Annotated in this window: 13 protein-coding genes; 7 read left to right on the top strand and 6 right to left on the bottom strand. The window is 64.6% G+C overall.

Annotated elements, in window-relative coordinates:
* Positions 1-19: 19 nt before the first annotated feature.
* Together IVA79_RS24395 and IVA79_RS24390 are read left to right on the top strand one after the other, a co-directional pair.
* Entirely contained in the window at positions 20-394 is a 375-nt protein-coding gene (locus IVA79_RS24395; protein WP_247557649.1) for an Hpt domain-containing protein, read from the top strand.
* A gap of 163 nt (positions 395-557) precedes the next feature.
* Positions 558-878 carry a 2Fe-2S iron-sulfur cluster-binding protein gene (locus IVA79_RS24390; RefSeq protein ID WP_247557647.1) on the top strand — a complete coding sequence of 107 codons (321 nt, stop codon included), beginning with the start codon at positions 558-560 and terminating at the stop codon, positions 876-878.
* On the opposite strand, the gene IVA79_RS24385 is transcribed toward IVA79_RS24390, so the two are convergent.
* Both IVA79_RS24385 and IVA79_RS24380 read right to left on the bottom strand, forming a co-directional pair.
* The gene (locus IVA79_RS24385) at positions 847-1,995 is read right to left on the bottom strand and encodes a CocE/NonD family hydrolase (protein ID WP_247557645.1); all 1,149 of its coding nucleotides are present in this window, start codon (positions 1,993-1,995) and stop codon (positions 847-849) included. The two genes, IVA79_RS24390 and IVA79_RS24385, sit on opposite strands and share 32 nt — an antisense overlap.
* Positions 1,992-2,447, bottom strand: a complete 456-nt coding sequence (locus IVA79_RS24380; RefSeq protein ID WP_247557643.1) for a thioesterase family protein — start codon at positions 2,445-2,447, stop codon at positions 1,992-1,994. Before IVA79_RS24380 ends, IVA79_RS24385 begins: the two co-directional genes overlap by 4 nt.
* A gap of 182 nt (positions 2,448-2,629) precedes the next feature.
* Here IVA79_RS24380 and IVA79_RS24375 point away from each other — a divergent pair, with 182 nt between their 5' ends.
* The 3 genes from IVA79_RS24375 (at position 2,630) to IVA79_RS24365 (ending at position 4,955) form a co-directional block, all read left to right on the top strand.
* The gene (locus IVA79_RS24375; RefSeq protein WP_247557641.1) at positions 2,630-3,658 is read left to right on the top strand and encodes an NAD(P)/FAD-dependent oxidoreductase; all 1,029 of its coding nucleotides are present in this window, start codon (positions 2,630-2,632) and stop codon (positions 3,656-3,658) included.
* Positions 3,659-3,763: 105 nt separating this feature from the next.
* Positions 3,764-4,360 (top strand): DUF2147 domain-containing protein, encoded by a 597-nt coding sequence (locus IVA79_RS24370; protein WP_247557639.1) that lies wholly within the window; start codon positions 3,764-3,766, stop codon positions 4,358-4,360.
* A gap of 223 nt (positions 4,361-4,583) precedes the next feature.
* Positions 4,584-4,955 carry a hypothetical protein gene (locus IVA79_RS24365; RefSeq protein ID WP_247557907.1) on the top strand — a complete coding sequence of 124 codons (372 nt, stop codon included), beginning with the start codon at positions 4,584-4,586 and terminating at the stop codon, positions 4,953-4,955.
* Between the two features lie 9 nt (positions 4,956-4,964).
* Here the strand turns inward: IVA79_RS24365 and IVA79_RS24360 are convergent, their stop codons facing one another.
* The 4 genes from IVA79_RS24360 to IVA79_RS24345 form a co-directional block, all read right to left on the bottom strand.
* Positions 4,965-7,229: a TonB-dependent siderophore receptor gene (locus IVA79_RS24360; protein WP_247557637.1), complete on the bottom strand. Its 2,265-nt coding sequence runs from the start codon at positions 7,227-7,229 to the stop codon at positions 4,965-4,967.
* A gap of 192 nt (positions 7,230-7,421) precedes the next feature.
* Entirely contained in the window at positions 7,422-7,691 is a 270-nt protein-coding gene (locus IVA79_RS24355; protein ID WP_247557635.1) for a hypothetical protein, read from the bottom strand.
* A gap of 191 nt (positions 7,692-7,882) precedes the next feature.
* On the bottom strand, positions 7,883-9,247 hold the full coding sequence (locus IVA79_RS24350; protein ID WP_247557633.1) for a HAMP domain-containing sensor histidine kinase: 1,365 nt from the start codon (positions 9,245-9,247) through the stop codon (positions 7,883-7,885).
* Complete coding sequence (locus IVA79_RS24345) at positions 9,244-9,924, bottom strand: response regulator transcription factor (RefSeq protein WP_247557631.1); 681 nt, start codon at positions 9,922-9,924, stop codon at positions 9,244-9,246. Before IVA79_RS24345 ends, IVA79_RS24350 begins: the two co-directional genes overlap by 4 nt.
* 350 nt (positions 9,925-10,274) lie before the next feature.
* Between IVA79_RS24345 and IVA79_RS24340 the strand changes: the two genes are divergently transcribed.
* Entirely contained in the window at positions 10,275-11,162 is an 888-nt protein-coding gene (locus tag IVA79_RS24340) for a MipA/OmpV family protein (protein WP_247557629.1), read from the top strand.
* A gap of 3 nt (positions 11,163-11,165) precedes the next feature.
* Positions 11,166-11,906, top strand: coding sequence for a hypothetical protein (locus IVA79_RS24335; protein WP_247557627.1), 741 nt, complete (start codon positions 11,166-11,168; stop codon positions 11,904-11,906).
* Positions 11,907-11,922 lie beyond the last annotated feature (16 nt).

Raw genomic sequence — 11,922 nt, 5'->3', positions numbered from 1 at the left:
CTATGCCGGGGCCTGCGCCATGACGCCTGAACTGCAACGGATGGACTGGATGCCCTCGCCCCCGCTTGCACCCATCGACAGCCCGCTCGACCTCGACCACCTCTCCCGGATGACGCTCGGCGACGCGGAGCTGGAACAGGAAGTGCTGGCCATGTTCGCCGAGCAGGCGGTCCGCCTGATGGCGGCGATGGCGATGCTGCCGACTGATGCCAGTGCACTTGCCCACAAGCTCAAGGGCTCGGCCCGCGGGATCGGCGCTTTTGCGGTGGCGGATGCCGCAGCGAGCCTGGAAACCGCGATCCAGACCGGTCACAACGAGCGCCATGCCTTCGCCGCGCTGAAGGAGGCCGTGACCGAGGCCCGCGCCGCCATCGAGGCCATCCTGAAGGCTTGAGGCCAAGCGGCCGAGCCGGCCTCTAGTTGCTTGTTTTGACGCATTTTCTTGCCGCAAAGCGGGATTCACTTCGCATCAAAACCCTATGGCGCCGGGCTGATCGACCCGTTATAGGACAGCCCGGACCCTCCTTCATTCCAGCACCGCGGCAGCACGAGCACACATGGCCAAGATTCACTTTGTCGACCACAAGGGCGAAACCCGCACGGTGGAAATCGAGAACGGCGCAACCGTGATGGAAGCCGCGATCCGCAACAGCATTCCCGGTGTCGAGGCCGAATGCGGCGGCGCCTGCGCCTGCGCGACCTGCCATGTGTATGTCGACGAAGCCTGGCGCGAGAAGGTCGGCAGCCCGACGCCGATGGAGGAGGACATGCTCGACTTCGGCTTCGATGTGCGCCCGAATTCGCGCCTGTCCTGCCAGATCAAGGTCTCCGACGATCTCGACGGTCTCATCGTGACGACGCCGGAACGTCAGGCCTGACGGGCTCAGCGGCGGCCGTCGCCGGTCCAGAGAGCTGATCGTCGACCGCATATAGCGCGCAATCGGGCGCGAGTTTCCCGCATCCGGATAGCGCGCGCTGTTTGGCATCCTCGACCGATCGCCGACCGACCGAGTAGCCATAGAAGTTCTTCGAGACTGCGAATGCCTTGTGTTGGCCCTCGGCCATGTACTCCGAAAAGGCCGCGCGCCCTCGGCTGCCGAATTGCGGCGGAACCGGCAGATCGGGCAGGAGCGGCGCTGCCAGAGGTTTACTTCTGCCCAGATTTTGCTGATGCAGAAAGGCGTCCACCATCGGTTGCCAGACCGTGACGCCGCCATGAAACAGATCATGGCCGTCATTGCCGAAAGCCGGTGCCTCGATCAGCTGCGCGCGTCCACCGGCGGCTGAGAACGCGTCGAACGCTTGGCCGGCAAGCTCCGGACTGAAATAGCTGTCGTTGGCCGCATAGACCCACAGCATGGGTGCGTGCGACGTTGCGCCCAGCGTGCGGAACGCGTCGACCAATCCCGCCTGGTCGGCAGTTTTCTGGGCATCGCTCGCGTTGTCGCGACGAATGCCGCCGGCGAAGCTGATCGCCGCCGCGAGGCCAGGGGGCGGGTTCGTCGTCAGTGCGACGGTTGCGAGGCCTCCCGTGGAAACTCCGACCGCGATCATTCCGTGCGAGCTGACATCAGGGCGATGCTCCATGGCTGCAACCGCGGCGCGCAGATCGTCCGCAGCCATTCTTTCCGTGCGCAGAATGCTTGCGGTGGCGCAACAGGCGGCGCGCTCCGCGTGAGTGCCGCCCGAGTCGCCGTAGCCGCGACGCATCACGACGAGCGCGGCAAATCCCCTGCGTGCGAATGCGACGGCCTGTTGGTAGAAGCGGTAAGGGGTGAGATCGCGCCGCTGCACTGCATCCGTGGCCGTGCCGTGGCTGATCAGCGCGAGCGGATAAGCCTGTGTGCCCGCGGGGCGGATCAGCAACGCTTCGAGGCCGCGCGGGCCCGCCGCCGGCATCGCGATGCGCAGATCCTCCCGATGGTAGTCCTCGGCCACGGAGGGCTGCGCGGCCAGAACGGCCAGCACAAGCCAGAGCGCCGCGTGGCGCATCATGGTTCGCCCGCTCCGCGCCGCCACCACGGCTTGAGATTGCGGATCACCTCGTCGGTCAGCGGTGTCGGCCGGCGCGAGGCCTCATCGATCATGACGGCGATGGCCTGCGCCGACGCCACGCATCGCCCTTCCGAAAACACCACCTGCTCGAAGGTCACCGACGTTCGCCCTAACTTCACCACGCCGAGGCCGAGCTCGATCGTGCCCGGCCAGTGCAGCTCGGCGCGGAAATGGATGTCGAGCCGCACCATGATCCAGGCGAGCCCTGGCGGCGTCAGCCCGTACTCCGGGCTCTTCATCAGCGTGACACGGCCGGTCTCGAAATAGGTGGCGTAGACCGCGTTGTTGACGTGCTGGTTGGGATCGAGATCGCCGAAGCGGACGTTGTCGCTGAGGCGGTAGGGGTAGTCCTCCAGGCGCGGCGTCGTATCGAGGCGACTTGGTGCGTTCACCGATTGATCTCCGTCATATCCTCGCTCGTTACAGCCCAGTTATCCTGCCCCGGCAAGTGGGCGCGGTTGCGGGGTGCTCCCGCTTTTATGCCTTCCCTGATCCATCCCCGTTGGCTAGACAGGCAGGGTCACCTCTGCCCAAAGGGCGCCGTCCAGCTGATAACCACAGACAAAGAGACGACATGAGCGACGCGATCAAAACCGATGTGCTGATTATTGGCGCCGGCCCCTGCGGTCTGTTCGCCGCCTTCGAGCTTGGCCTTCTCGACATGAAGGCGCATTTCGTCGACATCCTCGACAAGATCGGCGGCCAGTGCGCCGAGCTCTATCCGGAAAAGCCGATCTACGACATTCCCGGCATTCCGCAGGTTTCGGGGCAGGGGCTCACCGACGCTCTGATGGAGCAGATCAAGCCGTTCCATCCGACCTTCCATCTCGGCGAGATGGTCGAGACCGTGGAGAAGATCGGCGATCCCCTGTTTCGCTGCACCACGGATGCGGGCAAGGTGTTCGAGTGCAAGGTGCTGGTGATCGCGGCCGGCGGCGGCTCGTTCCAGCCCAAGCGTCCGCCGGTGCCGGGCATCGAGGCCTATGAAGGCACGTCAGTCCATTACGCCGTGCGCAAGATGGAAACGTTCCGCGACAAGAGCGTGCTGATCGTCGGCGGCGGCGATTCCGCGCTCGACTGGACGCTCAATCTGCATCCGATCGCGAAGCGCATCACGCTGTTGCACCGGCGCGACGAGTTTCGCGCCGCGCCCCACAGCGTCGAGCAGATGCGCGCGCTGGTCGCCGCTGGCAAGATGGATCTCCGGCTCGGCCAGGTCACCGCTCTTTCCGGCGCCGAGGGCAAGCTCACCGGCGCCACCATCAAGGGCAACGACAACGCTGTGATCGACATTGCCTGCGACACCATGCTGCCGTTCTTCGGACTGACCATGAAGCTCGGTCCGGTCGCGAACTGGGGCATTGCGCTGGAGAACAATCTGGTGCCGGTCGAGACATCCGCGTTCGAGACCAACGTGCCGGGCATCTTCGCGATCGGCGACATCAACACCTATCCCGGAAAGCTCAAGCTGATCCTGTGCGGCTTCCACGAGGGCGCGCTGATGTCGCAAAAAGCCCATCGCTACGTCTATCCGGAGAAGCGGCTCGTGTTCCAGTACACGACCTCGTCCTCCAGCCTGCAAAAGAAACTCGGTGTCAACTGATGCGGCGGGGCGGGAAGGCAATGCCCCATGTTTCTGGTGCTGGAACCGTTCGCGAAATCGCCGTAGTCTGCGGCCATTCCGGTCGTGGAATAACAAGGTGATCTAATGCGGAATCCCTCCAGCTTTCGGCTGCTCCCCTTCCTCGCGCTGGCATTGTCGCTCGCGACGGTGACGCCGTCCGCAGCGCAGACCGCCGAGCCTACGGCGGCGGGCCTGTGGCAGAAGGTCGAAGACGGCAAGACGGTCGGATGGTTCCTCTTCGTCGACCGTAACGGCGTCTTCGAAGGCGTGATCGCAAAAACCTTCCCGCGGCCCGGCGACGACCCGAACGAGGTCTGCAGCAAGTGCACCGACGATCGCAAGAACGCGCCGGTGCTCGGCATCTCCTTCGTCCGCAACATGAAGCGCGAAGGGATGAAGTACGAAGGCGGCAACGTGCTCAATCCGCGTGACGGCCAGATCTGGAAGGCCAACATGAGGGTCAGTCCTGATGGCCAGACCCTGACGCTGCGCGGCTATCTCGGAATTTCGCTGCTCGGCAAGGACGAGGCCTGGACGCGCCTGCCTGACGCCAACATCGCCCAGGTCGATCCCGCCATCGTCGCAAAATATCTGCCCGCGCAGGCTGCGGCCACCAAGCCGCCAGCACCCGCGACGAAGAAGAGCGGCGGCGGGATGATGGCGCCGGCGCCCAAGCAGTAAGATCAGCAGCGATTTATTCGCCGAAAGACGAACGCGCCCCGGGCCCGCTCCAGTAGTTGCCCGGAATGCGTGCTGGCGCCGGATTTGCATAGCTGTCCGCAAGCGGCTGGGGGAATGAGTCGCTGCCCTCTAGGCCTTTCGCTGAGCCGCGGAAGGTGGGCGGCACGCATCGTCCCTCGCGGCGATCACTTCGACCCGCGGAGACGATATGCGACTTCCAAGATTGCGATTTGCAAGATTGGGTGCAGCGCCGTTGCTGGCCCTGACAGCGCTGGGCCTGGTAGCGGTGTTGGCGACCTCGGCGCTGGCGCGCGATGACGGGCGCTACGCCAACTCGCCGTTGAAACCCTGGTTCGAAAGCCTGCACAGCGAATTCGGACAATGCTGCACCGACGCCGACGGCTACATCATTGCCGACGCCGATTGGGAATCCGATCGCGGTCGCTACCGCGTCCGCATCGACGACGAGTGGGTCGTGGTGCCCGATGGTGCCGTGATCACCGTGCCGAACAAGATCGGCCGCACCATGGTGTGGAAGCACTATATCGACGGTCATCCGCGCGTGCGCTGCTTCATGCCGGGCAGCATGACGTAGAGATCGGTCCTAGAATCTGTAGGTCACGCTGCCGAGCACCGTACGGCCGATACCGAGGAAGCAATCGCCGAGCGCACGGCACGTGGTGACGTGACGCTTGTCGAAGAGATTGCTGCCATTGACCTGAAGCCGCCAGGGACCATTGTCGTAGCGGACCATGGCATCGAACAAAGTGTAGTCCGGCGTGCGGAGGGTGTCGGTGCCGTCCCAGGATTGCCCGATGTAGCGCACGCCGCCGCCGACGGTGACGCCCGGCAGGCCAAACCAGGTGAGGCGGTATTTCGCCCACAGCGAGGCCTGGTGGTCCGGCACGGTCTCGACATGCTTGCCGGCATTGTCGCCGCTTTCGACGCGGGCATCGAGATAGGTGTAGGCGGCGATCAGATCGAGATCCGGAGTAATGTTCGTGAGCACCTCGAGCTCGGCGCCGCGGATCCGGACCTTGCCGGTCTGGATCGAGAGCAAGGGATTGTCAGGATCGCTCGTCAGCCGGTTTTTCTCGGTGATGTCGAAGATTGCGCCGTTGATCGCATTGCGTGGTGTCGGATTGTACTTGAAGCCGAGCTCGACCATCTCGCCGCGTTGCGGCGCGCACGCGGTGGCGCAAATGCCCCCGCCGAAGATGGGGTTGAACGACTGCGCATAGGTGACGTAGGGCGTGAGGCCGAACGGCAGTTCGTACATCAGCGCGGCACGGCCGGTGGTCGCCTGGTAGTTCTCGACCGGTAAACCCTGCGTGTCGCTGGTGACGTAGTCGTGGCGCAGACCGAAGACCGCAAGCCATGGCCCGAGCCGCAACTGGTCCTGTGCATAGAGGCCGAGCTGGGTCTGACGGAGATCGGGTTCGGCAGACATCGCCGGCGCCGTCACGCCGCTGTAAACCGGCGCGTAGAGATCGAACGGCGTCGAGTCCGTGGCGAAGCCCGATTGCGCACGCTCGTTGATCTGGCGGTAATCGATACCGAACAGCACCTTGTGTGCGACCGGCCCGGTGTGCAATTTCAGCTCGGCATTGCTGTCTGAGGTCAGGCTGTCCTTGACCGTCTGACGACTCCATACGCTGCGTGCCATGGTACGTCGGCTGGAATCGAGGAATGGATAGTTCGGATCGCTTGGATCGACGAAGTTCAGATCCGGCCACATTGACCGGTAGATGCCCTCGACATGGGCGTAGCGCAGGTTCTGCCGGATCTTCAGGCCGTCGCTGAAGCTGTGCTCGAACAAGCTGCTGATCGCCCCGGTCTCGGTCTGGTATTTGTCAAAGCCAGGCTCGCCGGCGAAGCGGTTGACCGGAATGAAGCCGTTGGGGCCGGGATAGAGCGTGCCTTCATGCGGCAGAAACGCGGTGGAGGAGCCGCTCGTGTCCTTTTGGTAGGTGCCGAGCACGGTCCAGCTGGTATCGTTGGTCGGGCGCCAGGTCAGCGATGGCGCGAGCACGATGCGATCATCCTTGACGTAATCCGTCTGCATGTTGCTGTCGCGGAACACGCCAATGAAGCGATAGAGCCACTCGCCGTCCTTTGTCAGCTTTCCCGTGGAGTCGAGCTGCACCTGCTTGCGGTTGAAGCTGCCATATTGCACGCCGATCTCGCTGGCGGATTCAGCCCGCGGCCGCTTCGAGATCAGGTTCAGCAAGCCTGCCGTCGAGGTGTCGCCGTAGAGCACGGAAGAGGGGCCGCGCAGAACCTCGATACGCTCCAGCGTATAAGGCTCCGGGCGCCATTCATTGAAATTCCAGGTGTTCACCATCCGCGTGCCGTCGAGATAGATGTTCGGATCCTGGCCACGGATGCGCGGATAGTCGCCGCGCGAATCCGCGCCGTAGGCGTCGGCGAACACGCCTGGCACGTAGCGCAACGCTTCCTGCACGGTGGTCGCGCCCTGGTCGATGATGCGCTCCGCGGTCACCACGCTGATCGACTGCGGCGTCTCGCGGAGCGGCGTGTCGGTCTTGGTGCCGGTGCCGCTGCGACTTGCCACATAGCCCTGCACCGGGCCCGTCGCGGTCTCGGCAGCAGCAGCGCCCGCCGCCGGTGTATTGGCGTTCAACTGTGCGGGCTGGGTCTGACGGCGTCGGTTCGCTGTCTGCCCGGCCCGCTGCGAGCGGGGCGGACGTGCTCCGGCTTTCGATCGCGACGACGGCTGTTCGACGACGACGGCGGGCAATTCCTGCGACGATGATTGCGCCTCGGCTGGCGCCGCGTCGATCAGGCCCGCCAACAGCGGCAGCGCGCCGCCGATCAATCTCGTTGCCGTCCTTAGATATGTTGTCATTCGCGACCCCATCATTCCTGACGGGCACGACTAACAAGAGCATTCCCGGGCTTGAAGTGGAGAAGGACGCAATGGTCCCTCAATCATCAGATTTGGAATTAGTATTGCTATAAATCGAGCGCGCGCCGGTTGATGCCGGCGCGCGAATGCGTGAATGACAAGATGAGGTCGTGTGCCTTGCGTCGCTCGCGATCAGCGCTGCTCGCTCGTCGCACCGGCGCTCGCCAGCCGCTTGACCCGCGGCGACAACACCGAAAGCTGTGCGGGCGAGGCGGGCATGCCGGCGACGATCATGGTCGGTGCGGCCGACTGCTCCTCGACGCCGGCGCCGCCGAGCACCTGCACTTGCGTCGTCGAGATCGGAAACGACGTCACTTCGTAAGAGGGAAGCTCGGTGGCGAAGGCACCGGTCGCGCTCGCAATCACGGCGCTGGCGACGGCAATCATTGTGAGAGCACGCATTGGAAAATCTCCGTTGAAGATGTCAATCGGAGGTTTGGTCGCGTCGACGCCGGAGCAGGTTCGCTCGCGTACAAACATTCCGATCGCCTCCGGCGCACATATTGGTTGCTTGATGCGAAAGGACGAAACGATCAAGAAGCATTTGGCGCCAATGTTTCCGGACGGTTTCGTGGACCGACGATGCGCCTTGCTTAGTGCTCTTGCAGATCGAGCTGCGGGGCTTTGACCGGCGCGGTGGCCGCGGGAAAGCGCAGGCTCACGGTCGTGCCACGGCCGGGCGCGGAGGAAATGACCAGCTCGCCGCCATGGGCGGCCATGATCTCGCGGACGATCGACAGGCCGAGGCCCGCGCCGTCGGCGGCGGCGTTGCCGGTCTGAAACGGCTCGGTCAGCCCGTGTTCGGCGCCACCGGGCAGGCCCGCACCGTCATCGTGAATCGAGATGCCATCGCGGCTGAGCGTGGCAACGATGCGTTGCGCGCCATGGGCGTGAATGAGCGCGTTGCCGACGAGGTTGGCAAGCGCACTGCGAATCGCGGCGTCCACGCCTTGGACCAGAAGCGGACCTTTCCCGTCTTGCTCCAGCGCGAGCTCGATGCCGGCGTCCAGTGCCGAGGGACCGAAATCGGCCAGCACGTCGAGCGTGATTTGGGCGAGATCGATCGGCCGCTTCACGATCGCATGATTTTGCAGCCGGGCCAGGTCGAGCATGGCCGAGACCAGGTACGTCAGGCGCCTGATGTCGCGCACCAATTCGGCCTTCAGCGCCGGCTCGGGCACGTCCTCGATCTTCGCACGCAACAGCGTGAGCGGCGTGCGGAGTTGGTGGGCGGCGTTGCCGAGGAAGCGGCGTTGCATCCTGATATAGGCGTCGATCTCGCCGAAGGCGCGGTTCAGCGCCTCGACCAACGGCTTCAGCTCCGAGGGAACCTCGGACAAGGATATCAGTCCTTGCGGCGCCGACGGATCGATCGCGAGGGCGCGCCGCGCGACCCGCTCGATGCCGCGTGAGACGAAACGCGCGGCAAGCGCCGAACCGATCGCGACGGTTGCCGCAAAGGCCAGCGCCACCAGGAGGATGGAAAACATGTTGCGGACAAGGAAGCTTCTTGCAATCCGGCCAAAGCGAACCTGAGGCTCGCCGGCCATCATCGAGAGCCGCACGGAGCCCCGTTGCGCAACGGCGAGACAAAACGTGCTGTTCTGATCGAGTGTGCTGAAGACCGACAGGCCGACGGGCCCGCGATAGGGGAATGCGAACGGAAGCGGTGGCCGGTGCTCGCTGCCGTACTCGCTGACGAGATCGCCGGCGGACACGACGTACCAGAGGTTCGGGCTGTCCGCCTTCAATTCCTGAAGAGCGGGAGTCGGACGCACCGTCAGGTTTTGCCCTTCGATCAGCGTGGCACGATCGAGAACGGTCGCCACGACCCTGCAGGCCCTGAACTCGCGTTCCTCCAGCGGGTAGCGCGTGACGAAGATGCCGACCATGATCAGGAAGATCGTCGTCGCGGCGATGCCGAGCGACAGCGCAAAGGTTCTGGCGATCGACCTCATCGCGGTGTTGCCAGCCGCAGGATGTAGCCGATGCCCCGCATGCTGCGGATCTCGACGTCGCCGCCGAGCTCGGTCAGTTTCTTGCGGAGGCGCGAGACCTGCGCTTCGAGCGTGTTGGACTCGATCTCGTCGTCGAAGCCGTAGATCTCCTCGATCAGGGCGGCGCGGGTGATGACGCGGTCGCGCCGCATCAGCAACGCCCCCAGGATCAGCGCCTCACGCCGTCGCAGCAGGATCTTGGTGTCGGCGACGACGGCCTCGTTGCTGCCGAGATGCAGCTCGACATTGCCGAGCGACAGCACCGAAGGCGCGAGCAGCCGCGGCCGCCGTAGCACCGCGCGCACCCGCGCGATCAGCTCCTGCGGCTCGAACGGCTTGCCGAGATAGTCGTCGGCGCCCCCGTTGAGGCCGTCGACGACATCCTCCTTGGCGTCCTTGGAGGTCAGCATGATGATCGCGGGACGTTCCGACGACTGGCTCAACGCCGTGACCACCTGGAGCGCATCGCCGTCGGGCAGCATCCGGTCGACGATCGCGAGATCATATTTGAAATTGTCGAGCGCCTGACGTGCATCGGCGATCGAGCCGACGATGTCGACGATTCCGTGCAATTGTCCGAGCAGGCGACTGACATAGGCGCCGATCTGCGGTTCGTCTTCGATCACGAGGGAACGCACGCGGGTCGTCCTTAGACTCTGCTGGGCAACAAACCCCGAGCGTGACGCTCCCTGGCCGAAGTCTGGCGTTTCGGCTCGTGCGCAGGGTTCCCATAAAGGCAGCGAGCTTGGCGAATGAAAGGCAGACGCGAGCGGGCCGGCGGCGGTGCCGGCCGAAGTTTCGGCGCGGGAGCGCGTCTCGGCAATGTTCGGGCAATGTTGGTTCGGTGGCCCGCGCCCGTCGCACAATGGAACGGATCCGGTCAGCGGCTCTCTCCTTGCAATCTTGGGGCAATTTTGCCGGACCACATGCTGGGGCTCCGAACCACATCAGTCGACCAGGCCAGCAAGGCCGGTCCGGGGGCCCCGTAATGACGCATTTTGACGAAGCCGCCTTCCGCCTCACGGTGAATGCGCGGCGGACGACCGCCCTCGTTGCCGCACTCGGTGCGATCGTGACGATCCCTCACGCCGCATCGGCGCAGACCACGGTCACGCTGCCGGCGCCGCCGTTCGAGTTGCCGATGCTGCCGTCGCCCTCCGGAAACTGGACGGTCATGGTGGGTATCGGCGGACAGTACATGCCCGATTTCGTCGGGTCGAAGGACGGAAAGTTCCTCCCGATTCCGATCTTCGCCATCCGCCGTGCCGGATCGGTCGACCAGTTTCGGGGGCCGCGCGACAGCGCCAGCATCGCGCTGCTGGACGTCGGCAATTTTCGCGCCGGGCCTGCGTTCAAGTACGTCTCGTCGCGCAAGAGCGGCAAATATGCCGAGCTGACCGGGCTTGGCGACGTCAAGGCCGCCTACGAGCTGGGCGGCTTCGTCGAATATTATCCCGTCGACTGGCTGCGCCTGCGTAGCGAATTGCGCCAGGGCATCGGCGGGCATACCGGCACGGTCGCCGACGTCTCCGCCGACGTCATCGTGCCACTGATTCAAAGGCTGACCATCTCGGCCGGTCCGCGCTTCACCTGGAAGAGCACCAAGGCGACCGCGCCCTATTTCGGAGTCGACGCCGTGCAGGCGTTGGCATCGGGATTGCCGACCTACAATGCCAAAGGTGGCGCACACTCGGTCGGCTTCGGCAGCCAGATCTCCTACCGCATCAATCGGCAGTGGGAGGTCCATGCCTATGTCGAGTATGAGAAGCTGCTCGGTGATGCCGCGGACAGCCCGCTGGTGAAGCTGCGGGGATCGTCGAACCAGACCACCGTCGGCCTCGGTGCGTCCTATTCGTTCGACTTCAGGATTCGATAGGCCATGCGCCGCACCGCTTTTCTATGGATTGGCCTCGCCGCCGCTTGCGTCGCTCTCGGCGCCGCCGCGGCCTTCGAGACGCGCGCGAGCCGTCTCCAGGCGATCAAGACCGTCGGTATCGTCTCGGCGATCGGCGAGGAGATGAGTCTGACGCAAGCCGGTCTGACCCGACTGGGCGCCACCGCGCAAAGCCTGTCGATCAGCGCGTGGGCGCTGGACGACTTGATCGTCCAGCAGGCGAGCAGGCTGCTGGACGGGCGCTTTCGCGTGCAGCCGGTGAGCTACAGGCGCGCCGCGTTCGCAGCAATCAGGGATTCGCCGGTTGCGCCCGTCAATCTCCTGCGCCGCGATCCGTTCAAGGAACTGGTCCGCAGCGATGTCGCCCCGCAGGGGCTGGACGCGTACATCGTCATCACCCGGGCGAGATCGAAACTCGGCAACGGTCGCAACGTCGAGGGCGTCGGGCTTGCCGAATACCGGACGCTGCTTGCAGACTACGGTATGATCCACGCGCTCTACGAAGTTCGCATCATCGATGGCAGATCGTTCGACGTGATCGAGAAGCGGGCGGCCGCGCCGCTCGACAACACCGGAACCATGCAACTGGCCGGTCCGAGCGGGCCGATAGACGAGACGCTGGGCGGTGCCGCGTCGAGCGAGCGCCTGCGCGCGGCCGTCGTCGATCTCATTACGCGCAGTCTGCCCGTCACGTTCGGTGACATGCACTTGATCGGAGGTCAGTGAAGCCGCCTCGCGAGCC

This window comes from Bradyrhizobium sp. 138, assembly GCF_023074075.1.
GTDB lineage: Bacteria > Pseudomonadota > Alphaproteobacteria > Rhizobiales > Xanthobacteraceae > Bradyrhizobium.
Note: the sequence above shows the minus strand (reverse complement) of the source record. Positions and strands in the feature narration are given on the sequence as shown.

Coding starts and splice junctions, on each gene's coding strand:
- IVA79_RS24395 (WP_247557649.1), top strand. CDS start 20: ATGACGCCTGAACTGCAACGGATGGACTGGATGCCCTCGCCCCCGCTT.
- IVA79_RS24390 (WP_247557647.1), top strand. CDS start 558: ATGGCCAAGATTCACTTTGTCGACCACAAGGGCGAAACCCGCACGGTG.
- IVA79_RS24385 (WP_247557645.1), bottom strand. CDS start 1,995: ATGATGCGCCACGCGGCGCTCTGGCTTGTGCTGGCCGTTCTGGCCGCG.
- IVA79_RS24375 (WP_247557641.1), top strand. CDS start 2,630: ATGAGCGACGCGATCAAAACCGATGTGCTGATTATTGGCGCCGGCCCC.
- IVA79_RS24370 (WP_247557639.1), top strand. CDS start 3,764: ATGCGGAATCCCTCCAGCTTTCGGCTGCTCCCCTTCCTCGCGCTGGCA.
- IVA79_RS24360 (WP_247557637.1), bottom strand. CDS start 7,229: ATGACAACATATCTAAGGACGGCAACGAGATTGATCGGCGGCGCGCTG.
- IVA79_RS24355 (WP_247557635.1), bottom strand. CDS start 7,691: ATGCGTGCTCTCACAATGATTGCCGTCGCCAGCGCCGTGATTGCGAGC.
- IVA79_RS24350 (WP_247557633.1), bottom strand. CDS start 9,247: ATGAGGTCGATCGCCAGAACCTTTGCGCTGTCGCTCGGCATCGCCGCG.
- IVA79_RS24340 (WP_247557629.1), top strand. CDS start 10,275: ATGACGCATTTTGACGAAGCCGCCTTCCGCCTCACGGTGAATGCGCGG.
- IVA79_RS24335 (WP_247557627.1), top strand. CDS start 11,166: ATGCGCCGCACCGCTTTTCTATGGATTGGCCTCGCCGCCGCTTGCGTC.